We start from the raw sequence: 23,195 nt of genomic DNA, 5'->3' as shown, positions 1-23,195 counted from the left end.
CGGTGAGCAGCCCTTTTGGCGCTCGTGGACGGCGCGAATGTAGCGGAGAGTGAGCAGTCGATCGCACATCTCGACGTTCATTCATCCGATCGTGTGAGAATTGGCCCCGGGGCTGACGCGCGACGGGCGGACGTACAGTGGCTTGGGCGCGTTACGCGCCTGACGCTTATCGCCTTATCGCCGAGGGAGGCGCTTGCCGTGAGTGAGTTGCGGTTCGTCCGCATGGGGTTCGGCGCGGATGCCGTCGAGTACCAGGAGGCCTGGGACGAGCAGCGCCGGGTGCACGCGGCGCGGTTCGCCGACGAGGTGCCCGACACGGTCCTGCTGCTCGAACACCCCCCGGTGTACACGGCGGGCCGCCGCACCGCGGACAACGAGCGACCGCTCGACGGCACCCCCGTCATCGACGTGGACCGCGGCGGCAAGATCACCTGGCACGGCCCCGGCCAGCTGGTGGGCTACCCGATCCAGAAGCTCCCGCGCCCGGTGGACGTGGTCGCGCACGTACGGCGCCTGGAGGAGGCCCTGATCCGCGTCTGCGCCGAGTTCGGCCTGGAGACCACCCGGGTCGAGGGGCGCAGCGGCGTGTGGGTGCTGGGCGACCCGGTCGAGCAGCGCCCGCAGGCCCTCGGCGGGCTGTCCCTGGACTTCGACCCGCGGCTGACGGACGAGGAGTTCGACCCGCGCCTCAACGGCCCGGAGTACGCCCCGTCCAACGCCGGCCAGCGCCGCGAGGACCGCAAGATCGCCGCGATCGGCATCCGCGTCGCCAAGGGTGTGACCATGCACGGCTTCGCGCTCAACGTGAACCCGGACAACAAGTGGTTCGACCGGATCATCCCGTGCGGCATCCGCGACGCCGGCGTCGCCTCCCTCGCGGGCGAACTCGGCCGGGACGTGACGATCGAGGAGGTGCTGCCGGTGGCGGAACGGCACCTGAGGGATGTCCTGGAGAACGCGGAACTCAAGCCGAGGGTGATCGAGAAGACACCGGCGGCATAAATCGGCCGGTCCGGCACTTGGGAACGAAGGGCAACCACAAACTGCCCGGCCGGCGTTCGAGGACGAGGCCGGAGGCCGGCAGCGGGGGCCCGGGGGCGGCGGCCCCCAGCGAGGCCAGCACCACCACCGGGCATTCAAATCAACGGGCGTACCCTGAAGGTCGCCGAAGAATCAATCGCTAGGGAGCCGGTCGTGTCCGCAGTCTCACCCGACGGACGCAAGATGCTGCGCCTGGAGGTCCGCAACGCCGAGACCCCCATCGAGCGCAAGCCCGAGTGGATCAAGACCCGGGCGAAAATGGGCCCCGAGTACACGAAGATGCAGAACCTCGTGAAGAGCGAGGGCCTGCACACGGTCTGCCAGGAAGCCGGCTGCCCGAACATCTACGAGTGCTGGGAGGACCGCGAGGCGACCTTCCTCATCGGCGGCGACCAGTGCACCCGGCGCTGCGACTTCTGCCAGATCGACACCGGCAAGCCCGAGGCGCTGGACCGCGACGAGCCGCGCCGCGTCGGCGAGTCCGTGGTCACCATGGACCTGAACTACGCGACCATCACCGGCGTGGCCCGCGACGACCTGGCGGACGGCGGCGCCTGGCTGTACGCGGAGACGGTCCGCCAGATCCACGCGCAGACGGCGGAGCGCGAGGCCGGCCGCACCAAGGTCGAGCTGCTCGCCCCCGACTTCAACGCGGTCCCCGAGCAGCTGGCCGAGGTCTTCTCGTCCCGCCCCGAGGTCTTCGCGCACAACGTCGAGACGGTGCCCCGGATCTTCAAGCGCATCCGCCCCGGCTTCCGCTACGAGCGCTCGCTGAAGGTCATCACCGAGGCCCGTGACTTCGGCCTGGTCACCAAGTCCAACCTCATCCTCGGCATGGGCGAGACCCGCGAGGAGGTCTCCGAAGCGCTGCGCCAGCTGCACGAGGCCGGCTGCGAGCTCGTCACCATCACGCAGTACCTGCGCCCGAGCGTCCGGCACCACCCCGTGGAGCGCTGGGTCAAGCCGCAGGAGTTCGTGGAGCTGAAGGAGGAGGCCGAGCAGATCGGCTTCTCCGGTGTCATGTCGGGTCCGCTGGTGCGGTCCTCGTACCGCGCCGGCCGCCTGTACCAGATGGCCGTCGAGAAGCGTGGCGCGTTCGTCGCCGCGCAGGCGGTCTGAGGGCGGTCCGTACCGGGCCGCCGCCGAGCGTGTGAATTCACGCACAAACTATTACTGGTCAGTAGTGACCGAATGGACGCGGTCCTGACCGTCCTCGCTGATGAGGGCGTACGTCAGGACCGCGTCAGCGTTCCAGGGCCGCGTATCAAGGTTTCATTGGCGTTTGACCGGTCGGTCACGCCCTGGTAACACCGAACAGTGACCCTGGTATCACAGCACGTACACCCACCTCGAGGGGGGACCTCCACCATGCAGGCCGCGCCCGTTCGCGCCACCGCGATCCCGTCCTTCACCGACGCGCTGCGCGCCGTCGAGTCGCTGCTCATGAGCGGTGGCCAGCGCACCGCGCGCCAGAACGCCTGGACCTCCGTGCTGGAGGACCGCCGTCGCGCCAAGGACCGGGTCGAGGCCCAGCGCTTCCTCGAGCAGGCCGCCGGCCGCTCCTGACGCCCTTCCGTGGCTCTTGTCGGGGCACTGCCGTCGTCGGCACTCCCGGGGCCACGTAGACTTCGGGGCATGGCGAGGAAGGAACCCGCAGCGGACGCTGCGAATGCGGGACGGCTGAAGCAGATCGTCCTGACGTACAAGATGACCCGCAAGGCCGACAAGATGATCGGCCTTGTACTTGCGGGTGTCGGTCTCGGCACCCTTGCCGTCTTCCTCGTGATCGGCTTCCTGATCGGACACCCGGTCTATCTGGGCATCCTGGGCCTGCTGCTCGCCTTCCTCGCGACGGCGATCGTCTTCGGCCGGCGGGCCGAGCGGGCGGCCTTCGGCCAGATGGAGGGCCAGCCGGGCGCGGCGGCCGCCGTCCTGGACAACATCGGGCGGGGCTGGACGACGACGCCGGCGGTGGCGATGAACCGCAGCCAGGACGTGGTGCACCGGGCGGTCGGCAAGGCCGGCATCGTCCTGGTCGCCGAGGGCAACCCGAACCGGGTGAAGACCCTGCTGGCCGCCGAGAAGAAGAAGATGGCCCGGATCGTGGCCGACGTGCCGGTGCACGACGTGATCGTGGGCACGGGCGAGGGCCAGGTCGAGCTGAAGAAGCTGCGGACCACGATGCTGAAGTTCCCTCGCGTGCTGACGGGGCCCCAGGTGACGACCACGAACGACCGGCTGCGGGCGATGGGGGACCTGATGTCCAACATGCCGCTGCCGAAGGGACCGATGCCGCGGGGTATGCGGATGCCGAAGGGCGGTCCTCGGGGGCGGTAGGGCTCCCCGACGAGTTCGGGGCGCGGTGGTTGCGTGTGCGACCGCCGCGCCTTCGTCGTTGCTCGCGCCCACGCGGCGGAGCCGCATATCGCGACACGGACTCGCGCCCCTGAAAGGGCGACTCGCCACCGAACGGAGCATCCGGCCGTTTATCGGGTCATCTACTCCTAACCTGCCGGATGTGACAAAACGCCATATTTCATACCTCGCGTGCAGCGCCGCCCTGTGCGGCTCCCTCCTCGGTGCCGCTCCGGCGACCTCCTCGCACGGCGTTCTGACCGTGCACCCGGGCGAATCCATCCAGAAGGCGGTCGACGCCGCCGAGCCCGGTGACACGGTCCTGGTGCTGGCCGGCACCTACCACGAGAGCGTCAAGGTGACGACGCCCGGCCTCACCCTGCGCGGCATGGGCCCGGACACCGTGCTCGAGCCGGTCAAGAAGGCCAAGAAGACCAAGAAGGCCATGAAGGCCATGTCCGGCGCGAAGAAGACCGCCGTGAAGTCCTGCGCCGAGATGGGCAACGGCATCTGCGTGGTCGGCGCCAAGAAGCAGCCCGTCGAGGACGTGACCATCGCCCACATGACCGTCACCGGGTTCTCCCGGACCGGTGTCATGGCCGTGGGCACTGCCAACCTGAACGTGCACGGCGTGGCCGCCGTGAAGAACGGGCAGTGGGGCCTCGCCGAGGAGCGCGCGGTCCACAGCGTGTACCGGAACAACGTGGCCCGGAACAACGGCGACGCGGGCATCTTCCTCGCCAACTCCGTCACCGCGGAGAAGGGCGCCGTCGACACGTTCGGCACGGTCGTCGAGCACAACCTCCTGGAGAACAACCGGATCGGCGTCACCGTCCGCCGGCTGCGCAACCTCACCGTCTCCGACAACTCGGTCACCGGGAACTGCGCGGGCGTGTTCGTCGTCGGCGACGAGAACAAGCCGAAGGCCGGGAACCTGACCGTCGCCGACAACCAGGTCGTGAAGAACAACAAGTACTGCAAGAAGACCGCCCGGCTGTCCTTCCTGCAGGGCTCCGGCATCGTGCTGACCGGCACCGAGAACACCCTGGTGACCGGGAACACCGTCACCGGCAACTCCGGCAAGTCGCCGCTGTCGGGCGGTGTCGTGGTCTTCAAGAGCTTCGTGGGTGCCACCAGCGACAAGAACCAGGTCACCCGCAACAAGCTGTCGGGCAACTCCCCCGCCGACCTGGTCAACCAGGAGGCCGTCAAGCACGGCAACGCCTTCAAGGACAACACCTGCAAGAAGTCCAAGCCCGCGGGTCTGTGCTGACCTGACGGCTCCACGACACCCCACACGGAAGGAAGGCGGCACATGACCGCACCAGCACGCGACCTCTCGGCGTCGGCCAAGGAGCCGGCGGAGGACGCTCCGCCGCCGTCGATGCGGCTGCGCGAGCTCGTGTTCGGGGCGGCCTGTGCCGCCGCCGTCCGCGCGGCCGCGCGGCTGCGCGTCGCCGACGCGCTCGGGGACGCCCCCATGACCGTGGAGACCCTGGCCTCCGCGGTGAAGACGGACCCGAAGCCGCTGCGCCGGCTGCTGCGCGCCCTGTCCTGCTACGGCGTCTTCGCCGAGCGGCCGGACGGGACGTTCGCCCACACCGATACCTCCCGGCTGCTGCGCGAGGACGACCCGCACAGCCTCCGTTACATCGCCATGTGGTGCACCGAGCCGTGGACCTGGGACGCCTGGCCGAAGCTCGACGAGGCGGTGCGCACCGGCCGCAACGTCGTCGAGGACCTCTACGGCAAGGAGTTCTTCGTCTACCTGAACGAGGACGCGCCGGAATCGGCGGACGTCTTCAACCGGGCGATGACCACCTCCAGCGAGCAGTCGGCCCGCGAGGTGGCGGCTCTGCTCGACCTGTCCGGCAGCCGGTCGGTCGCGGACCTCGGCGGCGGGCAGGGGCACGTGGTGGCCAGCCTGCTGGACAAGTACCCGGCGATGAAGGGCTACCTGCTGGACCTGCCCAAGGTGGTGGAGAAGGCCCTGCCCCGGCTGCGCGAGGGCGGTGACCTCGCGGACCGGGCGCGGGTGGTGCCCGGTGACATCCGGGAGGCCGTGCCGGTCGACGCGGACGTCTACATCATCAAGAACATCCTGGAGTGGGACGACGAGTCCACCGCGCGGCTGCTCGCCAACGTGGTCGCGGCGGGCGGGCCCGGGGCCCGGGTCGTGGTGATCGAGAACCTGGTCGACGACACCCCGTCGATGCGGTTCAGCACCGCGATGGACCTGCTGCTGCTCCTGAACGTCGGCGGGGCCAAGCACACCACCGACTCCATGGTGCGGCGGCTGGGCGACGCGGGCCTGAGCGTCAACGACATCCGGCCGGTCAACCCGTACCTGCACGCCTTCGACTGCACGGTGCCCGCCTGAGCAGGGCGGCCCGGAACGCGCCGGTGCCGGGCCCGCGTCGTGCGCGGGTCCGGCACCGTTGGCGTACGGCGGTACGCGGGGTCATGCGCCGCCGTCGCGCTCCCAGAGGTAGAAGCGCTGGGCCATCGCGTCCTTCGGGGAACGCCAGGTCTCCGGGTCGTACGCGCTGACGTACGCCGTGAGACGCTCGCTGATGTCCCGGAACTCGGGGTGCGAGGTGACCTTCGCGATGGCCGGTCCCGGCTCGCGCTCGGACTCGACGAGGTGCATGTACACATCGCCGAACTGGAAGAGGCTGCGCCGGACCACCCCGACGAGGTGCGGCAGCTCTCCCCGGTCGGACTCCGCGAACACCTTCGCGATGTCGGGCGCGGAGCCCGGTGCCATACGGGCGACGATCAGGGCCTGGTGCACGTGTCTCTCCGTTCCTGTCTTCCCGGTGGCCGGCTCAGTCGGCGAGGGCCGGGTCGGGGCGCCGGCCGGTGGCGGCCTTCTCGATCTTGTCCTTGATCAGGACCATCTGGATCTTGGAGTTCTTGTTGATGTTGTCGGTCATCCACTCGTCGTCGACGGGGGCCTCCGGCTTCATCGCGAAGTCCTGGGTCCAGACCATCCGGGTGCCGGCGGGCACCTCCTCGTACTGCCAGAGGATGTCCATGTGCGCGAACGGGCCGGTCTCGACCCGGCGGGCCTTGACGCGGAGGTTGCGGCGGTCCGCCTCGCGCTCGGAGACCCAGCTCCACACCTTGCCGTTCTCGTCGGGGTGCATGGTCAGCCGGAAGGTGACCTTCTTCCCGTCGTCCTCGAGGATCTCGGCGCTGGCGTACTCGCTGAACAGCTGGGGCCAGTTGGCCACGTCGTTGGTCATGTCCCAGACCAGGTCGACGGGCGCGGCGATGGTGATCTCGTTCTGGGTGTGTCCGGTCATGTCAGGCTCCCGCGGGCATGGCGCTGTTGACGAGGTCGAGGAACTGGCGGGGCGTCTTGCACCGCTCGGCGTCCACCGGCATGGGCACGCCGTGCCGGTTCTCCAGTTCGCCGACGATGCCGAGCAGGCCGAGCGAGTCGACGCCGAGGACGTCGAAGCCACTGTCGGCCCGGTCCTGGAGGTCCGCCGGGGAGACGGTGACGCCGGCGGCCTTCTTCATGAGTTCGGACAGTTCGTCCACGGTGATGCTCATAGCAACTCCTTCTGCTTCGCTGCTGGGCAGCTGGTGTGTTCGACTCACTCGGCCGCGCCGTGGCGCAGCACGAGCGCCGAGTTCGACCCCATGAGGCCCCGGCTGAGCACCAGTGCCGTGCGTGGCCGCGCGGCCCGCGCGCTGCCGGTCACGAGGTCGAGGTCGTGGCAGATGTCGTGGACACCCGGGGTCGGCGGGATCAGACCGTGTTCCATGGCGAGCACCGCGGCGGCGGTGTCCAGGACCGGGGCCGCGCAGTAGCCCCGGCCGATCCCGGTCTTGGGCGCGGTGACCGGCACCCGCCTGCCGTGCGCGCCGAGGACGTCGGTGATGGCCAGCGCCTCCGCCCGGTCGGCCTCCGGCACGCCGAGGGCGTCGGCGAAAACCACGTCCACCTCCTCGGGGGCGCAGCCGGCCTCGGCCAGTGCCCCGCGGATCGCCTGGGCGAGCCCGGCCCGGGACTCGGCCCAGCGGGAGGCGCCGGTGAAGGTCGAGGCGTGGCCGTCGAGGGTGGCCCGGACGGGCAGTCCGCGCCGGCGGGCCGAGCCGGTGTCCTCCACGACGAGCATGGCGCCGCCCTCGGCCGGCACGAACCCGCAGGCCTGCTCGGTGAACGGGCGGTAGGCGCGGGTGGGGTCGGCCTCCCGGCTGAGCTCCTCGTAGCCGAGCTGGCAGACCACCGAGTACGGAGCTATCGGCGCCTCGGTGGAGCCGGCCACGATGACGTCCGTGCCGCGGCGGACCGCGCGGGCCGCGTGGGCGAGGGCGTCCAGGCCGCCGGCCTCGTCGGCGGCGACCACCGAGCAGGGGCCCTTGAAGCCGCGCCGGATGGAGATCTGGCCGGTGCTGGCCGCGTAGAACCAGGCGATGGACTGGTAGGGGCCGACGAACCGGCTGCCCTTGCCCCACAGCTGCTGGAGCTCGCGCTGGCCGAACTCGCCGCCGCCGGAGCCGGCCGCGGTGACCACGCCGATGTCGAACGGCGATTCGTCGGTGTCGGCGCGGCCGAGCCGGGCGTCTTCGAGTGCCAGGTCGGCCGCCGCCATCGCGAAGTGCGTGAAGCGGTCGGTCTGGACGATGAGGCGTTCCTCGACGGCGGCCTCCGGGTCGAAGTCGCGGACTTCTCCGGCCACCTTCATGGGCAGGTGCTCGCAGCCGTCGCGGGTCACCTTGTCGAGGACGGTGCGTCCCTCCTGGACGGACTTCCAGAAGGTCTCGGTGCTGGTTCCGTTGGGCGCGACGACACCGATGCCGGTGACGGCCGCCCGTCGAGACCGGGGTTCGCTCATCGTGTCCGTCCTCTCTGCCGGGTCAGGATCACCGCGGACTGGAAGCCGCCGAACCCGCTGCCCACGGACAGGACGCCGTTCAGGCTCCGTTCGCGGGCGACGCGCGGTACGTAGTCGAGGTCGCACTCGGGGTCGGGGGTCTCGTAGTTGGCGGTGGGCGGGACGACCTGGTGGGCCAGGGCGAGCACGCAGGCGACGACCTCGATGGCGCCGATCGCGCCGAGCGAGTGGCCCACCATGGACTTGATGGAGCTCATGGGCGTGCTGTACGCGTGCTGCCCGAGGGCCTTCTTCACGGCGGCGGTCTCGTGGCGGTCGTTCTGCCGGGTGCCGGAGCCGTGCGCGTTGACGTAGTCGATGGCGGTGGGGTCGAGGCGGGCGTGGTCCAGGGCGGTCTCGATGGCGCGGGCCATCTCCAGGCCCTCGCTGGTGAGACCGGTCATGTGGTAGGCGTTGCCGAAGGTGGCGTAGCCGTCGAGCTGGCAGTAGACGTGCGCGCCGCGGGCCTTGGCGTGCTCCAGCTCCTCCAGGACGAGCACCGCGCCGCCCTCGCCCATGACGAACCCGTCGCGACGGTTGTCGAAGGGGCGGGAGGCGTGCTCGGGGTCGTCGTTGTTCGGGGAGGTGGCCTTGATCGCGTCGAAGCAGGCCATGGTGATGGGTGAGATCGGGGAGTCCGAGGCACCGGCGATGCAGATGTCGGCGCGGCCCTCCTGGACGGTGTGGAAGGCGTAGCCGACGGCGTCCAGGCCCGAGGTGCAGCCGGTGGACACGGTCTGGACCGGGCCCTGGGCGCCGAATCGTTCCGCCACCGCGGAGGCGAGCGTGCTCGGGGAGAACGCCCGGTGCAGCTGGGGCTGCGCCTGCCGGTGGTCCACGTCCCAGCGCTGGCCCGCGCCGCTCACCAGGACGTAGTCGTGCTCCAGTCGGGTGGTGCCACCGACCGCCGTCCCCAGGGAGACCCCGATCCGCCAGGGGTCTTCCCGGCCGAGGTCGAGACCCGAGTCCCGGACCGCCTCGTCGCCGGCGACCAGGGCGAACTGTATGTACCGGTCCGCCCGCTCGATCTCCCCGGCGTCCAGGCCGTGCGCCGCCGGGTCGAAGTCGCACTCGGCTGCGATCCGCGACCTGAGGCCCGAGGGGTCGAAGAAGGTGATGCCGCGCGTCGCGGTCCGGCCCGAGGCGAGCAGATCCCAGAACGCCGGTACGCCCACACCCCCCGGAGCGACGATGCCTATGCCCGTAACCGCCACGCGCCGGGTCACGACCGGACCTGCCCCACGGCGACGGCTTCCGTCTCCTCCGTGTCGACGTGGCCCAGGGCCGGGCGCGGGGCCAGCGGACCGAGGTGGAAGACGATCCGGGCCTCGACATCGCCCACGTTGCGGAAGCGGTGCTTCATGTTGATGGGGATCATCAGCCCCTGCTCGGGCCGCAGCGGGTGCGGTTCGCCGTCCAGGTCGACCTCCATCTCGCCGCAGACGACGTACACGAACTCCTCGGAGTACGGGTGGTAGTGCTCGGCGATGCGGTCGCCCGGCTGCACGATGGCCACACCCATGAAACCGCTGGTGGAACCCACCGTGGCCGGGGTGAGCATGGCGCGCAGATCGCCGCCGCGCCGGGTGTTTGGCTCGATCTCGCCGAGGTCCACGATCTTGGGAATGGGCTGCATGTCTGCGTTCCTCCGTGGGGGTGATGCAACAGGGAAGGGTCAGGCGTCAGGCGTCCGGGGAGCGGCGGTCGGTCAGGAGCTGCATCCGCACCGCGTCGCCGTCCAGCAGGGCGGTCAGCGCATGGGCCGGAGTGACGTCCACGGGTGTGCCGGGCCGCTGCTCGACCAGGCGGACGACCACGTCGTCGCGCTGGAAGACCGTGCTGTGCAGCACCGGGCTCGCCGGGTCCTCGGCCGCGGCCTCGTCCTGCTGCGCGAGCAGCTCCGCGAGCCGCATCCCGCAGCCCGGGCGGGCCGGGTAGTACAGCGCGTGCCGCTCGCCCTCGGCCAGCTCCTCGGCGCTGACGTGGTGGACGGCCGGCAGGGCGGCCCGGGTGAAGAAGACCCGTGCGGACTCCTGGTCGTTGAGGTCGCGCTCCTGCTCCAGGTAGGGGTTGATGGCCTCCTCGACGGCCCGCACCTCGGGCTGCCGGGCGACGTGGCGCAGGGCGGCCATCAGGTCGCCGCGCACCTCGATGGCCCGCACGACCCGGTTGCCGTGCATGAACAGGGAGGTGCGGCAGAGCCGGGTGGAGTCGTCGACCTTCGCCTCGGGCGAGGCGTAGTCCGCGAGGATCTTCGCGACCTGGGCCTCACTCCCCGGGGTGACCGTGAAGGTGAGCGCGTGGCGGATCACGCCGTCGCCCATCCGCGGCTGGGCCTGCAGGACACGGACGGAGTCCGCCGCCGGGCCGCCGGTCTCCCGTACGACGTGGAAGCGGAGCGAGCGGGTGTCGCGGACGCAGTTGTGCAGCGGCTTCACCATCTCCACGTGCTCCTCGCTGTTCACCCAGGCGAGGAACGGCGGGGCGCTCTGCCACTCGCTGGTGATCAGCCACTGGGAGGGGTTCTCGATCGACTGGCAGAGCTGGTCGCTGACGTGGCCGGGCACCTGGGCGACCTGGTTGCACAGCTGCTCGTAGGCCTCCAGGAACTGCTGCTGCGCGCCGTCGTAGACGTCCACCAGCAGGACGACCCGGAGCCGGGAGCCGTCGAAGACGGACTGGGAGACCCGTGTCGAGACCGGGCGGGTCGTTCGGGTCGGCTTTGCCGAAACCTTTTCCGAGATCGTCGTCATGCTTCGCACATCTCCTTCGCTGGGGCAGCGGCCTGTGCCTTCGCCGATGACGTGGCGTCAGCGCTTCTTGATCCTGTGCCGGTCCTCCGAAGCGCGCGACTCGCGTGAACCAGGTGGGTGATTGAGTCCGCGGAACCCCTCCCGAGGGGGCCCGGACGGGGCATGGACGTTGCAACGCACCTGCCGCACCAACACCCGCCTCTGGAGTGCCCGATGCACCAGAAAACCGATCACCAGGTCCCCGTCCTCGTGGTGGGCGGCTCCCTCGTGGGCCTGTCCATGTCCCTCTTCTTGGGCCGACTGGGCGTCCGCCACATGCTCGTCGAGAGACACGCCGGGACCTCGATCCATCCACGGGGCCGGGGCAACAACGTGCGGACGATGGAGCTGTTCCGGAGAGCGGGCATCGAGCCGGACATCAAGGCCGCGGCCTCCCTCCTCGCCGACAACCACGGCATCCTGCAGACCCCGACGCTGGTCGGCGACGCCGGCGACTGGCTGTTCAAGGAGATCGACCCGGGCGGCGGACTCGCCAGGTTCAGCCCCACGGGCTGGTGCCTGTGCAGCCAGAACGACCTCGAACCGGTGCTCCGCCGGGCGGCCGAGTCACTCACCGGCGAGCTGCGCTACTTCCACGAGATGGAGTCCTTCGAGCAGGACCCCGAAGGAGTGACGGCGTACGTCCGCGACCGTGACTCCGACCGGATGTACACCGTCCGCGCGGACTACCTGGTCGCGGCCGACGGCCCGCGCTCCCCGGTCCGCGGCCGGCTCGGCATCGGCCAGACCGGCCCCGGCGACCTGTTCGCGAACGTCAGCATCACCTTCCGTTCCAAGCTGCTGCAGCACACGGTCGGGGACCGCCGCTTCATCTGCTGCTACCTCACCGACCCGGAGGCGGACGGCGCCCTGCTCCCCGTGGACAACAAGGAGCGCTGGGTGTTCCACGCGCCCTGGCACCCCGAACGCGGCGAGACCCTCGACGAGTTCACGGAGGAGCGGCTCACCCGGCACATCCGCCGCGCCGTGGGCGTCCCCGACCTCGACGTCGAGGTCACCGGCCGGGCGTCCTGGCGGGCGGCCGAACGGGTCGCGGAACGCTACGCCGACCGGCGGGTCTTCCTGGCCGGCGACTCCGCGCACGAGATGTCCCCGACAGGCGCCTTCGGCTCCAACACCGGCATCCAGGACGCCCACAACCTCGCCTGGAAGCTGGCGGCGGTCCTGGACGGCTGGGCCGGCCCCGAGCTGCTCGACTCCTACGACGCCGAGCGCCGCCCGGTCGCCCTCGCCACCAGCGCCCGCGCCTCCGCCCGCTCCGTGGAGCACAGCCACCCCGGCTTCGCGCCCGCCCCCGGCGTCGGCGCCGACCGGCGCGGCGGCATCCTCAACATCGTCCTCGGCTACCGCTACCCGAAGGGCGCGGTCCTCGGCACCGACCCGGACCAGCCGCTCGTCCCCAACGGGATGAACCTCACCGGCCAGCCGGGCAGCCGGGCCCCGCACATGTGGCTGCGCCGGGAGGGGGAGCGCGTGTCCACGCTCGACCTGTACGAGCGGTCCATGGTGCTGCTGAGCGGCGCGGAATCGGCGGGCGGCGCCGCCTGGCACGCGGCCGCCCGGCGGATCGCGGACACGGAGCGGCTGCGGCTGGACACGTACCGGATCGGGAGGGCGGGCGATCTCGTGTACGACAGGGAGGAGGGCGACGGCGGCTGGACGGCGGCGCACGGTACGACGGAGGACGGCGCGGTACTGGTCAGGCCTGACGGTTTCGTGGCCTGGCGCTCGGAAGGCGCCGCACCCGACCCGGAGGGAGAGCTGCGGGGGGTACTGGGACGGGTGCTGCGGAGGAAGTGAGCCGGGGTGGGGCCGGGGAGTAGCCCCGTAAGGGGCGCGGGGAACCGCGCGACCGGCCCCCACCGGCCCGCAGCCGAACCGCTACCTCACATGCGGACCTCTACGGTCTTCGCCAGCCGGTCGTGCAGCCCCCTGCCGTCCCGGTCCCAGACCAGTGCCGGGATCGCGAGGCACAGCAGCACCGTGCGGGCCAGGGCGCGCAGCGGCTGCACCCGGCCCGTCCCGACGCCGACCACCCGCAGCCGGAACAGCCGCTTACCCGGCGTGAAGCCGAGCGTACCGACCGTCAGAACGCCGAGGACGAGGAAGACGAGGAGGGCCCAGTTGCCGGTCGCCGGGGTGTAGCCGTCGGTGATCAGGCCGTATGCGATCAAGACGCACAGCGCCCAGTCCACGACCAGCGCCCCGAGCCGCCGTCCCGGGCGGGCGATGGAGCCCGGCCCCTCCTCCGGCAGACCGAGCTGCTCGCCCCGGTACCCGAACTCGGCGCCCGCGTCCTCCATGGCCGCGCGGGGTCCGGAGAGCCACGATCCGATTGCTTGCCTGTTGTCCACCCGTCCACGGTACTGGGCCCGGCCCGGCCCCTGGGGCGGCGGGGTGCCAAGGGCTACGGTGGAACCGAGGTCGGTTAACTTCAGCGAAACAAATGGGTCACGCCCGAGAAATCACCCGTCCCTAGGGTCGAGGACAACGTGTGCCACCGCACTGGCCGCACGAACGAACTACCACCCCGGCACGGGAACGGCCGGGAGTAGGAGGAGCTGGATGTTCCAGAACGCCGACGAGGCCAAGAAGTTCATCGCGGACGAGGACGTCAAGTTCGTCGACGTCCGCTTCTGCGACCTGCCGGGCGTCATGCAGCACTTCACGGTGCCCGTCGAGGCGTTCGACCCGGACGACGAGCTCGCCTTCGACGGATCCTCGATCCGCGGTTTCCAGGCGATCCACGAGTCCGACATGGCGCTGCGCGCCGACCTGTCGACGGCCCGCGTGGACCCCTTCCGCCGGGACAAGACGCTCAACATCAACTTCTTCATCCACGACCCGATCACGGGCGAGCAGTACTCCCGCGACCCGCGCAACGTGGCGAAGAAGGCGGAGGCCTACCTCGCGTCGACCGGTATCGCGGACACCGCGTATTTCGGTCCCGAGGCCGAGTTCTACGTCTTCGACAGCGTCCGTTTCGCCACCTCGGCGAACGAGAGCTTCTACCACATCGACTCCGAGGCGGGTGCCTGGAACACCGGCGCGCTCGAGGACAACCGTGGTTACAAGGTCCGCTACAAGGGCGGCTACTTCCCGGTCCCGCCGGTCGACCACTTCGCCGACCTGCGCGCCGAGATCTCCCTGGAGCTGGAGAAGAACGGCCTGAAGGTCGAGCGCCAGCACCACGAGGTGGGCACCGCCGGCCAGGCGGAGATCAACTACAAGTTCAACACGCTGCTCGCGGCCGCCGACGACCTGCAGCTCTTCAAGTACATCGTGAAGAACGTGGCCTGGCGCAACGGCAAGACCGCGACCTTCATGCCGAAGCCGATCTTCGGCGACAACGGCTCGGGCATGCACGTGCACCAGTCGCTGTGGGCCAACGGCGACCCGCTGTTCTACGACGAGGCCGGCTACGCGGGCCTGTCGGACACCGCCCGCTACTACATCGGCGGCATCCTCAAGCACGCCCCCTCCCTCCTCGCCTTCACCAACCCGACGGTGAACTCCTACCACCGCCTGGTCCCGGGCTTCGAGGCGCCGATCAACCTGGTGTACTCGCAGCGCAACCGCTCCGCCGCGATGCGTATCCCGATCACGGGTTCGAACCCGAAGGCCAAGCGCGTCGAGTTCCGCGCGCCCGACTCCTCCGGCAACCCGTACCTGGCCTTCTCGGCGCTGCTCCTCGCGGGCCTGGACGGCATCAAGAACAAGATCGAGCCGGCCGAGCCGATCGACAAGGACCTCTACGAGCTGGCTCCCGAGGAGCACGCGAACGTCGCCCAGGTCCCGACCTCCCTCCCGGCCGTCCTCGACTCCCTTGAGCGCGACCACGAGTTCCTGCTCGCCGGTGACGTCTTCACGCCCGACCTGATCGAGACGTGGATCGACTTCAAGCGCACCAACGAGATCGCCCCGCTGCAGCTGCGCCCGCACCCGCACGAGTTCGAGCTGTACTTCGACGTGTGACAGACGCCGTTTCGGCTGTTCGACGCCCCCGTTCCGGTTTCTCGGGACGGGGGCGTCGTCGTATCGTGCGTCGGTACTGATGTTCGAGACGGGGGAAACGGGATGGCCGAACCGGGCGATGAGGAACGGGAGTTCGACCTGCGGTGGGTCGGGCAGGCCGAGCACAAGGAGCCGTCGGCGCGGGCGCGGATGCTGGCCGCCCGCTGGAAGGAGAACCCGCCGGGACCGGTGCCGTTCCGGCCGGATCCGGGACCGGTGGGACCGCGGCGGTCGTCCTGGGTGCCGACGGCGGTGGTGCTGGGGTGCGTGGCGGCGGTGATCCTGCTGCTGGGGTACCTGCAGACGCGGTCTCCGTACTAAAAATCCGGCCGCGTGTTCGCCCGTTCACCTAGCATCGCCCGGACGGCAGGCGGAACGGAGTGCGGGGATGCGTGCGGAGTACGGGGACGGCGAGGCCGTGGCCTTGCGGCTCGCCGAGGGGGCCGCGCCCGGTGACGTGATCGGCGGTGCCGATCCGGCCGGCTGGCTCGCCCTGGACGCCGGTGCGCGGTCCTGGCCGCTGCGTGACGCGCTGCCCAGCCGTGCCGAGGCCGACGGCGAGCACCGCGACGCGCTCACCGAGTCGCGGGCCGCGCTGGCCCTCTGCCACCGGGACGGCCGGATCAGGCAGGCGGCGCTGGAGACGTCGACGCGTTTCCCCGCGCTGCTGCCGCTGGTCGTCATCCGCTGCGCGGACTGGGTCGAGCCGGTGCGGGAGCGGGCCAGGCAGCTGCTGCGCGCGACCCTCGACGCGGAGGCCGCCGTCTCGCTCGCGCCCCTGATCCTGCTCGTCGGCCGGCGCGGGCGCGGCGCCTTCGGCGTCGAGGTCCTCGGCGACGTCCTGCGGGGAGCGTCCCACGAGCAGCTCGGGCGGCTGTGCGCCGACGGCGACCGTACCGTCCGGCGCTTCGCCCACCGCCTGGCCGTGGCGGAAGGGAAGCTGTCCGCCGCCGAGCTGGCACGGGCCGCCGCCCGGGACCCCGACCCCGCCGTCCAGACCCTCTGCGCCGAGGCCGCGGTGGCCCTCGTACCGGAAGGTGCGCCCGCCGCCGACGTGCTCGGGCCGCTGCTGGCCGCGCGTGGGCCACGCGTGCGGTCGATCGGGGTGACGGCGCTGCGGCGGGCCGGGCGGCCCCAGCGGGCGGCCGGCTTCCTCGCCGACCGGTCCGGCGCCGTACGCGCCTGCGCACGGTACGTGGTCCGGCAGTACGGCACCGACCCGCTGCCCTGGTACCGGCGCCGGGTCGCCGCCGGTGACCCCGCGCTGCCGCCCGGCGCGGTCATGGGGCTGGCCGAGTGCGGGGAGCGGGCGGACGCCGGGCTGCTGGCCCCGCTGCTCGCCCACCCCTCCCCCGGCGTGCGGGCGGCCGCGGTGGCCGGGTCGCGGATCCTCGACGTGACGGACGTGCCACGGTTCAGGGACCTGCTCGACGACCCGGCTCCGGGCGTCGTCCGGGAGGCGACCGTGAACCTGCTGCCGTCCGCCGGGGCGCTGGGCGCCGGGTGGCTCATGGACCGGCTGGCGGCCGGGCGGCCACGGCATGCGCGGGTCGCCGCCTTCCGGCTGCTGGACGCGCGGGGCGGACTCGTGCGGCTGCGGGCCGCGGTCGCCCTCCTCGACGACCCGGACGTGAAACTGCGCGGCTGGGCCGAGCGGTCCGTCCAGCAGTGGCACCCGACGCCGGACGTGCCGCTCGGCTCCGAGGAGGTGGCGGCGCTGCTGGACCGGGGACGGCACCTGTTCAGCGCATGGGTGCTGACCAGACGCAAGCGGGAGGCCGGCGTACCGGGCTGAGCCTTTGCCGCTACTAGGGACGTTCGGAACCTCCTCATGGGACGGCGCAGGTGCACACTGGACAGCGGGACGAGTGCCTGACTGCGGGGTGAGGCAAGATGCAGAGCCGCTTCCGGAGCGACCGCCGGCTGACCGTGCGGATGACGGTCACGCTGTTCCTGCTCGGGTTGTTGTACGTCGGCTTCGTTGCCGCGTTGATCGTGTTGCTGAAGTCGTGGCTGATGGTCGTCGTGCTGGTGGGCGCGATGTTCGTGGCGCAGTTCTGGTTCTCCGACCGGATCGCGATGTTCGCCATGCGCGGGCGGGTCGTGGAGCGGGAGGAGTATCCGGAGCTGCACGCCGTGGTGGACCGGCTGTGTGCGATCGCGGACATGCCGAAGCCGGTCGTCGCCGTCTCCGAGATGGACATGCCGAACGCGTTCGCGACCGGGCGGAATCCCGATCACGCGGTCGTCTGTGTGACCACGGGGCTGCTGCGGCGGCTGGAGCCCGCCGAGCTGGAGGGCGTGCTCGCGCACGAGCTGTCGCACGTGGCGCACAAGGACGTCGCCGTGATCACGGTCGCGTCCTTCCTGGGGGTCATCGCGGGACTCATCGTGCGGTTCGCTTTCTACTCGCAGCTCTTCGGCGGAGGCCGGCGCGACCAGAACACCGCCGCCGTGTTCGCCGCGATCATCGGGGTCTCCGCCGCCGTGTACGCGATCAGCTTCCTGCTGATCAGGGCACTGTCCCGGTACCGGGAGCTGGCCGCCGACCGGGCGGCCGCCCACCTCACCGGCCGGCCCTCCGCGCTGGCGTCGGCGCTCACCAAGGTCTCCGGTGACATCGCCCGGATCCCGACCAAGGACCTGCGCACGGCTCAGGCCTTCAACGCGTTCTACTTCACCCCGGCGACCGGCAAGGAGCCCGGCATCGAGCGCATCTTCTCCACCCACCCGACCCTGGAGCAGCGGCTGGAGCAGCTGGGGCGGATCTCGGCGGAGCTGGGTGAGGCGGCGACGCCCGGAAAGGCCGGGTGAGCATGGGGTTCCTGGACATCCTGCTGGGCCGTACGAAGCCGGTCGCGCCCGATCTCGACCAGCTGTTCGCGCTGCCGTCGGCGGCGGTGGCGCTGGAGGCGGCGGCCGGGTTCCGGCCCACCGGCGGGGGCGCGGTGTGCTTCGCCACCGTGGAGGGCGCGGCCTTCGAGCAGACCCACCGGGAGGTCCAGGCACTCCTCGACGCGGACGCGGACCGCGGCGGGGTTCCGGTGGAGCTGCACGAGGACGACTACGGGTACTCCTGGCTGGTCTCGCAGCGCTCCCCCGAGCAGCTTCCGCAGCTGGTCAACGACCTGCACGCGGTGAACAGCTCGATGGAGGTCAACGGCTTCGGCCCGCAGCTGCTCTGCTCCCTGGCCGCCTTCGAGGACGAGCGCGGGCGCAGGCTCGCGCTCGTCTATCTCTACAAGCGGGGCACTTTCTACCCCTTCGCGCCGCTGCCCGGTTCCGGTCAGCGGCGCGACAGCGCACTGGAGTTGCAGGTGAAGGCGGCGCTCGCGAACGACCTGCGGATCGAGCAGGACCTCAGCCGCTGGTTCCCGGTCTGGGGTGCCCCCGGCCTGTGACCGGCCGGGGGCGCCCACGGCCCGCCTACTTCCCCTTCTCCTTCTGCTGGCGCCGGAACTCCAGGGGGCGCTCGCGGCGGTAGCGGCGCTCCCACTTGGCCTGCTGGTCGCGGCGGTCGCGGTACGTCTTGTAGTCACCGGCCATGCCCCCGCCCCCGCCGGACGAACCGCCCGACGAGGAGGCCGACGACGAGTCCCGCCCGTACTGCACGTACAGGAAGAGCAGGGCGACGGCGGCAAGCCACCAGTTGTGGTTGCCGAATCCGAGGATGACCAGAACGACGGTTCCGGATAGGACGATGGTGCCCATGACGGGCCTCCGTGGCGTGGTGTGGTGTGAGCGTTCGACGGATCCGACGGCACGCGGGGGACGGGCGGCCGTCCATCGGTGCGCGGCAGTGTAGTCCCGAGTCCCGGGGGCGCGGCCTGCCCTTCGGAAAGCGGTGGTCGACCACTCCGCAACGCCTCTCCAGCGTAGGGAGCCGGTCACTCGGCGTGCATCCCGTTTTCGCGCGTGCACGCGTGGGCGCGGCCGTGGGTGAATGGGCCACGTGGCTCAACTCACCAGCTTCACCCACGAGTACGACGGCGAACGGCTCAGCGGGGTCCGCACCCCGGCCGCGCACGGCGCGGACGGCACGGGCGGACCGGTCGCCGTCCTCCTGCACGGCGCCGGCAACGGCAGCGAACGGCGACTGCGCCCGCTGCTCGCGGAGTTCGCCGCCCACGGCTGCCCCGCCCTGGCCTTCGACTTCTCGGGCCACGGCGAAAGCACGGGCGCCCTCGCGGAGTTGAGCCTGCGCCGCCGCTTCGGGCAGGCGACGGCGGTCATCGACGCCCAGGTGGGGCCGGACCGCCCGCTGGTCCTGGTGGGCTTCAGCATGAGCGGCCAGACGGTCGCGGATCTCGTACGGCACTACGGCGACCGGGCCTCGGCGATCGGCCTCTGCTGCCCCGCGGTCTACACGCCCGCGGCCTGGGACGTTCCCTTCGGTGACGGCACCGGCCGCTTCACCGAGCTGATCCGCACCCCCGGCGCCTGGCACACGTCGCCCGCCCTGGAGGCGCTCAGGTCCTTCGGGGGCCGGGCGGTCCTCGCGGTGCCCGGTACCGACGCGGTGATCCCGCCGCAGGTCACGGACGCCGTCCAGGACGCCCTGCGGGCCCGGTCCCGGTACACCCGCTTCGAACTCCCGGACGCGGACCACCGGCTGGGCCTCTGGTTCCGGGACCACCCGGAAGACCGACGGGAGCTCGTCAGGCTGCTGCTGGAGCGGCACGGCTGACCCTGGGGGCCCGGCTGAGGGCGGCCCCGCGTGTCCGGCGAGCCGGTGACTGTCAGTGGCGTCGGGCAGGATGCGGTCAGGAGGAGTCCACGGGGAGGTCGGCATGAGCGGCGGGCGGCGGCACATCGGGGTGGCGGAGCGGCGGGCCCGGCTGGCGCTGCGCCACCGGCTGGCGGGCCCGGCACGGGCGACGACACCGGAGGAGGTCGCCGAGGCGCTGGTGGCGCTGCACGGCTCGGATCCGGCGACGGTGTACCTGGCTGCGGGGGCGCGACTGGCCGATGCGGCGAAGACCGTGCCGGAGACGGAGCGGGCCCTGTACGAGGACCGCACCCTGGTGCGGATGCACGGCATGCGGCACACGGTGTTCGTCTTCCCCGCGGACCTCACGGCGGTGGTCCACGCCTCCACGGGCCTGACGGTGGCCGCCCGCGAACGCGCCGCGCTGCTGAAGGACATGGCGCGGGCCGGTGCCCCGGACGCGGCCTGGCTCGCGGACGTCGAGTCCTCGACGCTGGCCGAGCTGGCCCGGCTCGGGCAGGCGACGGCGTCGGAGCTTGCGGCCGCCGAACCACGCCTTCGCGAGCAGTTCCCGTACGCCGCGGGCAAGAGTTACGAGGGCATCCACACCGTCTCGACGCGCCTGCTGAGGGTCCTGGGCGTCGAGGGCAAGGTGGTACGGGGCCGCCCGCTGGGCTCCTGGACGTCGAGCCAGTTCCGGTGGGCGGCGGCGCCGGACCATCCGGAGCTGGACCCGGCCGAGGCCCAGGCGGTCCTGCTGAACCGCTGGCTGCACGCCTGCGGCCCGGCCACGGAGGCGGACCTCAAGTGGTGGACGGGGTGGCGGGTGACCGAGGTCCGCCGGGCGCTGACCGCGATCGGAGCGGAGCCGGTGACCCTCGACGAGGACGACACGGGGTACGTGACCGCCGGCGACCTGCCTGCGGTCACCGGGCCGTCCCGTCCCTGGGCGGCCCTCCTCCCCGCCCTCGACCCGACGGCCATGGCATGGCAGCGGCGGGACTGGTACCTGCCGCCGGAGCTGCGGCCACTGCTCTTCGACAGAAGCGGCAACGTGGGGCCGACGGTGTGGTGGAACGGGCTGGTGGTGGGCGGCTGGGCGCAGCGCCGGGACGGCGAGATCGCCTGGCGGATCCCCGATCCGGGCATCCGGAGAGAGGCCGAGCAGGCGGTGGCGGCGGAGGCGGAGCGGCTGCGGGGCTGGGCGGGAGCCGCGAGGGTGACGCCACGGTTCCGGACGCCGCTGGAACGAGAGCTGAGCGGGTGAGGCTGAGCGGGTGAGGCCGGGGGGAAGCTCACCGGCGCTTGCAGGGTGCCGCCCTGCAGCACGCCTGCCCGCAGCTGTGTCAGTGACGCGACCGCAGCGCCCCGTAAGGGGCGCGGGGAACTGCGCGACCAGCCCCCACCGGCCCGCAGCCGGACTACAACGGCCGTCCGCTGATGCGGGGGCCTGGGGGCGGCAGCCCCCAGGCGCCAAGCGCCGGGCGCCGCAGGAAACTCACGGCACCCGGCGCCACCGGCTCACCGTGAATATCGCATCAGGGCCCGCACCATGTGGCACGTCGTGTCCGACGGCGGGTGGATCCCGATGCTCTGCGCCGTGCTCCGTATCGTCTCGTTGCGCGCCTGGCCCGGCGCGTAGACGCCGGAGTCGAGCAGCGCGATGGCGAGGCGCATGGCCTTCAGGCGGCGGTTGTGGGTGACGTACCACTCGCGTGGCCGCCCGGCCGGCAGCGGACGCTTCTCCGCCGGCGCGTACGGCGAGTCGAGCAGCACCGCACGCTTCGCGGTGGACTGGGTCGGCAGGGACTTCGGCTTCGGCTTCAGTGCGGCAGCGGGCACGGGCATCCTCCTGTCGCGGTCGGAGCGCCCCCGGACCTCCCGGCGACCCTCTCGAACACTGCGTCCAGTGTACCGTCCGGCACTGACAACGAGACAGCCCGAAAAGGCGCCGAACTCCCAGGTGGGTGCGGGTTTTTCAGATGGGACGCGATGGGCGTGAGGGGTCCTCACGACACCCCCCGGAATTCGAACATAGCCGTCCGGGACGAGAGCTCGCGTACCGTTCCCCGCATGGAGATCTGGATCAACCCCGCCTGCTCGAAGTGCCGCAGCGCGATCGGCCTGCTCGACGCCGAGGGGGCCGACTACACCGTCCGCCGCTACCTGGAGGACGTACCGACCGAGGACGAGATCAGGGCCGTACTGGAGCGGCTCGGGCTCGAACCGTGGGACATCACCCGCACCCAGGAGCCCGTCGCCAAGGAGCTGGGGCTGAAGGAGTGGGCACGGGACACGGGCGCGCGCGAGCGGTGGATCACGGCCCTCGCCGAGCACCCCAGGCTCATCCAGCGACCGATCATCACCGCCGACGACGGCACGGCGGTGGTCGCCCGCACCGACGAGGCCGTACAGGAAGCGCTGGCCAGGCGCAAGAGCTGAACAGCCCTCAACTCTACTGTGACGCAGGTTACTTCAGCGAACTCCGGTAACTGCTGAGTAACGGCGTTCGGTATCTCGTACTTACCGACGTACGCTCCCCCACCCCCTTTGAGGAGGCGCGCATGTCGCGTAGGAGAACTCTCGGCGCCAAGAAGACGATCGCACTGCTGGTCGGCGCCGCAGCCGTGGCCGGCGGCGGGGCCTTCGTCCTGGCGTCCACCTCGAACGCCGCGCAGCCCTCGCAGGGCGCGAAGACGCTGTCGTCGGCCGCCGACTCGACCGTCTGCTCGGGGCTGGCCACGGCCCTCGGCAACAACCAGAAGTTCATCGCGGACCAGAAGGCGAACCCGGACGCCCAGTCGTCGGCCCGGATCGCCAACCGCGAGGCGGTCGTCGCGCAGATCAAGGTCCAGCAGAAGGCGTCCGGTTGCGTCGTTGGGGAGTCGGCTCAGGGCTCCCAGGCGGCGAGCGGGACGCAGACGGGCCAGGCCGGGCAGACCGGGCAGACCGGGCAGACCGGGCAGACCGCCACGGCGGCGCCGTCGCAGAGCGCGGCCACCGGCAACACGGGCAACACCGGCAACACGGGCGGTGCCGCCTCCGGGCAGCAGGTCTGCAAGGGCTCCACGGTCACCCTGTCCGGCGAGGCCGGCGCGCCGGCCGCCTCCAGCAACCAGTTCCCGGCGGGGACCACGCTGAAGGTCACCAACCTGGACAACAACAAGTCCACCACGGTGAAGGTCACGTCGGTCTCCGGCAGCTGCGTGCTGCTCAACAACGCGGCCTTCGAACAGGTCCGGGAGCCCGGCAAGTTCCTGATCCGCCGCGCGCTGATCGAGAAGGTCGGCTGATCGAGAGGGTCGGCTGAGCGAGAAGGTCGGCTGATCGAGAAGGTCGGCTGACCGGAGACACGAACCGGGGCTCGGCCGTCGG

At 71.4% G+C, this 23,195-nt stretch carries 26 protein-coding genes; 16 read left to right on the top strand and 10 right to left on the bottom strand.

Going from position 1 to position 23,195, the window contains the following annotated elements:
* The first annotated feature begins 198 nt into the window (after positions 1-198).
* The 6 genes from lipB to ACZ63F_RS10605 all read left to right on the top strand — a co-directional run bounded on the left by lipB (position 199) and on the right by ACZ63F_RS10605 (position 5,776).
* Positions 199-1,002, top strand: a complete 804-nt coding sequence (gene lipB, locus ACZ63F_RS10630) for a lipoyl(octanoyl) transferase LipB (RefSeq protein ID WP_469710090.1) — start codon at positions 199-201, stop codon at positions 1,000-1,002.
* Between the two features lie 192 nt (positions 1,003-1,194).
* Entirely contained in the window at positions 1,195-2,160 is a 966-nt protein-coding gene (gene lipA / locus ACZ63F_RS10625; protein ID WP_352353975.1) for a lipoyl synthase, read from the top strand.
* A gap of 249 nt (positions 2,161-2,409) precedes the next feature.
* On the top strand, positions 2,410-2,607 hold the full coding sequence (locus ACZ63F_RS10620) for an SCO2195 family GlnR-regulated protein (RefSeq protein WP_181806529.1): 198 nt from the start codon (positions 2,410-2,412) through the stop codon (positions 2,605-2,607).
* A gap of 69 nt (positions 2,608-2,676) precedes the next feature.
* Entirely contained in the window at positions 2,677-3,378 is a 702-nt protein-coding gene (locus ACZ63F_RS10615) for a DUF4191 domain-containing protein (RefSeq protein ID WP_351954566.1), read from the top strand.
* 181 nt (positions 3,379-3,559) lie between these two features.
* Positions 3,560-4,669: a right-handed parallel beta-helix repeat-containing protein gene (locus ACZ63F_RS10610; RefSeq protein ID WP_469710089.1), complete on the top strand. Its 1,110-nt coding sequence runs from the start codon at positions 3,560-3,562 to the stop codon at positions 4,667-4,669.
* 42 nt (positions 4,670-4,711) lie between these two features.
* On the top strand, positions 4,712-5,776 hold the full coding sequence (locus ACZ63F_RS10605; protein ID WP_469710088.1) for a methyltransferase: 1,065 nt from the start codon (positions 4,712-4,714) through the stop codon (positions 5,774-5,776).
* 81 nt (positions 5,777-5,857) lie between these two features.
* Here the strand turns inward: ACZ63F_RS10605 and ACZ63F_RS10600 are convergent, their stop codons facing one another.
* Genes ACZ63F_RS10600 through ACZ63F_RS10570 form a run of 7 tightly spaced genes read right to left on the bottom strand, consistent with a single transcriptional unit; the run spans position 5,858 to position 11,038 of the window.
* Positions 5,858-6,190 (bottom strand): TcmI family type II polyketide cyclase, encoded by a 333-nt coding sequence (locus tag ACZ63F_RS10600; protein ID WP_294009530.1) that lies wholly within the window; start codon positions 6,188-6,190, stop codon positions 5,858-5,860.
* 34 nt (positions 6,191-6,224) lie between these two features.
* Positions 6,225-6,704 carry an SRPBCC family protein gene (locus ACZ63F_RS10595; protein WP_469710087.1) on the bottom strand — a complete coding sequence of 160 codons (480 nt, stop codon included), beginning with the start codon at positions 6,702-6,704 and terminating at the stop codon, positions 6,225-6,227.
* A gap of 1 nt (position 6,705) precedes the next feature.
* Entirely contained in the window at positions 6,706-6,957 is a 252-nt protein-coding gene (locus ACZ63F_RS10590) for an acyl carrier protein (RefSeq protein WP_089101200.1), read from the bottom strand.
* Between the two features lie 44 nt (positions 6,958-7,001).
* Positions 7,002-8,246, bottom strand: a complete 1,245-nt coding sequence (locus tag ACZ63F_RS10585) for a ketosynthase chain-length factor (protein WP_469710086.1) — start codon at positions 8,244-8,246, stop codon at positions 7,002-7,004.
* Positions 8,243-9,511 (bottom strand): beta-ketoacyl-[acyl-carrier-protein] synthase family protein, encoded by a 1,269-nt coding sequence (locus ACZ63F_RS10580; RefSeq protein ID WP_469710085.1) that lies wholly within the window; start codon positions 9,509-9,511, stop codon positions 8,243-8,245. The genes ACZ63F_RS10585 and ACZ63F_RS10580 overlap by 4 nt, the downstream gene beginning before the upstream one ends.
* Positions 9,508-9,921: a cupin domain-containing protein gene (locus tag ACZ63F_RS10575; protein WP_351954572.1), complete on the bottom strand. Its 414-nt coding sequence runs from the start codon at positions 9,919-9,921 to the stop codon at positions 9,508-9,510. The genes ACZ63F_RS10580 and ACZ63F_RS10575 overlap by 4 nt, the downstream gene beginning before the upstream one ends.
* A gap of 46 nt (positions 9,922-9,967) precedes the next feature.
* Positions 9,968-11,038 (bottom strand): SchA/CurD-like domain-containing protein, encoded by a 1,071-nt coding sequence (locus ACZ63F_RS10570; RefSeq protein WP_469710084.1) that lies wholly within the window; start codon positions 11,036-11,038, stop codon positions 9,968-9,970.
* A gap of 213 nt (positions 11,039-11,251) precedes the next feature.
* On the opposite strand from ACZ63F_RS10570, the gene ACZ63F_RS10565 reads away from it, so the two are divergent.
* Positions 11,252-12,898: an FAD-dependent oxidoreductase gene (locus ACZ63F_RS10565; protein WP_469710083.1), complete on the top strand. Its 1,647-nt coding sequence runs from the start codon at positions 11,252-11,254 to the stop codon at positions 12,896-12,898.
* An 86-nt stretch (positions 12,899-12,984) separates the two neighbouring features.
* Here the strand turns inward: ACZ63F_RS10565 and ACZ63F_RS10560 are convergent, their stop codons facing one another.
* Complete coding sequence (locus ACZ63F_RS10560) at positions 12,985-13,452, bottom strand: RDD family protein (protein ID WP_352353956.1); 468 nt, start codon at positions 13,450-13,452, stop codon at positions 12,985-12,987.
* A gap of 211 nt (positions 13,453-13,663) precedes the next feature.
* Between ACZ63F_RS10560 and glnA the strand changes: the two genes are divergently transcribed.
* From glnA to pspAB, 5 genes are all read left to right on the top strand, one after another.
* On the top strand, positions 13,664-15,073 hold the full coding sequence (gene glnA / locus ACZ63F_RS10555; protein ID WP_351954576.1) for a type I glutamate--ammonia ligase: 1,410 nt from the start codon (positions 13,664-13,666) through the stop codon (positions 15,071-15,073).
* A gap of 102 nt (positions 15,074-15,175) precedes the next feature.
* A complete protein-coding gene (locus tag ACZ63F_RS10550; protein WP_469710082.1) occupies positions 15,176-15,433 on the top strand; it encodes an SCO2583/SCO2584 N-terminal domain-containing protein in 258 nt (85 codons plus the stop codon).
* 67 nt (positions 15,434-15,500) lie between these two features.
* Complete coding sequence (locus ACZ63F_RS10545; RefSeq protein ID WP_469710081.1) at positions 15,501-16,907, top strand: hypothetical protein; 1,407 nt, start codon at positions 15,501-15,503, stop codon at positions 16,905-16,907.
* A 98-nt stretch (positions 16,908-17,005) separates the two neighbouring features.
* Positions 17,006-17,926: a zinc metalloprotease HtpX gene (gene htpX, locus ACZ63F_RS10540; protein ID WP_469710080.1), complete on the top strand. Its 921-nt coding sequence runs from the start codon at positions 17,006-17,008 to the stop codon at positions 17,924-17,926.
* A 2-nt stretch (positions 17,927-17,928) separates the two neighbouring features.
* Entirely contained in the window at positions 17,929-18,513 is a 585-nt protein-coding gene (pspAB, locus tag ACZ63F_RS10535) for a PspA-associated protein PspAB (protein ID WP_469710517.1), read from the top strand.
* Positions 18,514-18,538: 25 nt separating this feature from the next.
* On the opposite strand, the gene ACZ63F_RS10530 is transcribed toward pspAB, so the two are convergent.
* Positions 18,539-18,823, bottom strand: a complete 285-nt coding sequence (locus ACZ63F_RS10530; protein WP_469710079.1) for a hypothetical protein — start codon at positions 18,821-18,823, stop codon at positions 18,539-18,541.
* A 232-nt stretch (positions 18,824-19,055) separates the two neighbouring features.
* Between ACZ63F_RS10530 and ACZ63F_RS10525 the strand changes: the two genes are divergently transcribed.
* Positions 19,056-19,799, top strand: coding sequence for an alpha/beta hydrolase (locus ACZ63F_RS10525; RefSeq protein ID WP_469710078.1), 744 nt, complete (start codon positions 19,056-19,058; stop codon positions 19,797-19,799).
* Between the two features lie 103 nt (positions 19,800-19,902).
* A complete protein-coding gene (locus ACZ63F_RS10520; RefSeq protein WP_469710077.1) occupies positions 19,903-21,087 on the top strand; it encodes a winged helix DNA-binding domain-containing protein in 1,185 nt (394 codons plus the stop codon).
* 254 nt (positions 21,088-21,341) lie between these two features.
* Here ACZ63F_RS10520 and ACZ63F_RS10515 read toward each other — a convergent pair whose 3' ends face one another.
* Positions 21,342-21,662: a hypothetical protein gene (locus ACZ63F_RS10515; RefSeq protein WP_469710076.1), complete on the bottom strand. Its 321-nt coding sequence runs from the start codon at positions 21,660-21,662 to the stop codon at positions 21,342-21,344.
* Between the two features lie 231 nt (positions 21,663-21,893).
* On the opposite strand from ACZ63F_RS10515, the gene ACZ63F_RS10510 reads away from it, so the two are divergent.
* Both ACZ63F_RS10510 and ACZ63F_RS10505 read left to right on the top strand, forming a co-directional pair.
* On the top strand, positions 21,894-22,262 hold the full coding sequence (locus tag ACZ63F_RS10510; RefSeq protein ID WP_469710075.1) for an arsenate reductase family protein: 369 nt from the start codon (positions 21,894-21,896) through the stop codon (positions 22,260-22,262).
* Positions 22,263-22,384: 122 nt separating this feature from the next.
* Complete coding sequence (locus ACZ63F_RS10505; RefSeq protein WP_469710074.1) at positions 22,385-23,113, top strand: hypothetical protein; 729 nt, start codon at positions 22,385-22,387, stop codon at positions 23,111-23,113.
* Positions 23,114-23,195: the final 82 nt, after the last annotated feature.

The sequence above is a fragment of the Streptomyces sp. NPDC104761 genome (genome assembly GCF_055583445.1).
Note: the sequence above shows the minus strand (reverse complement) of the source record. Positions and strands in the feature narration are given on the sequence as shown.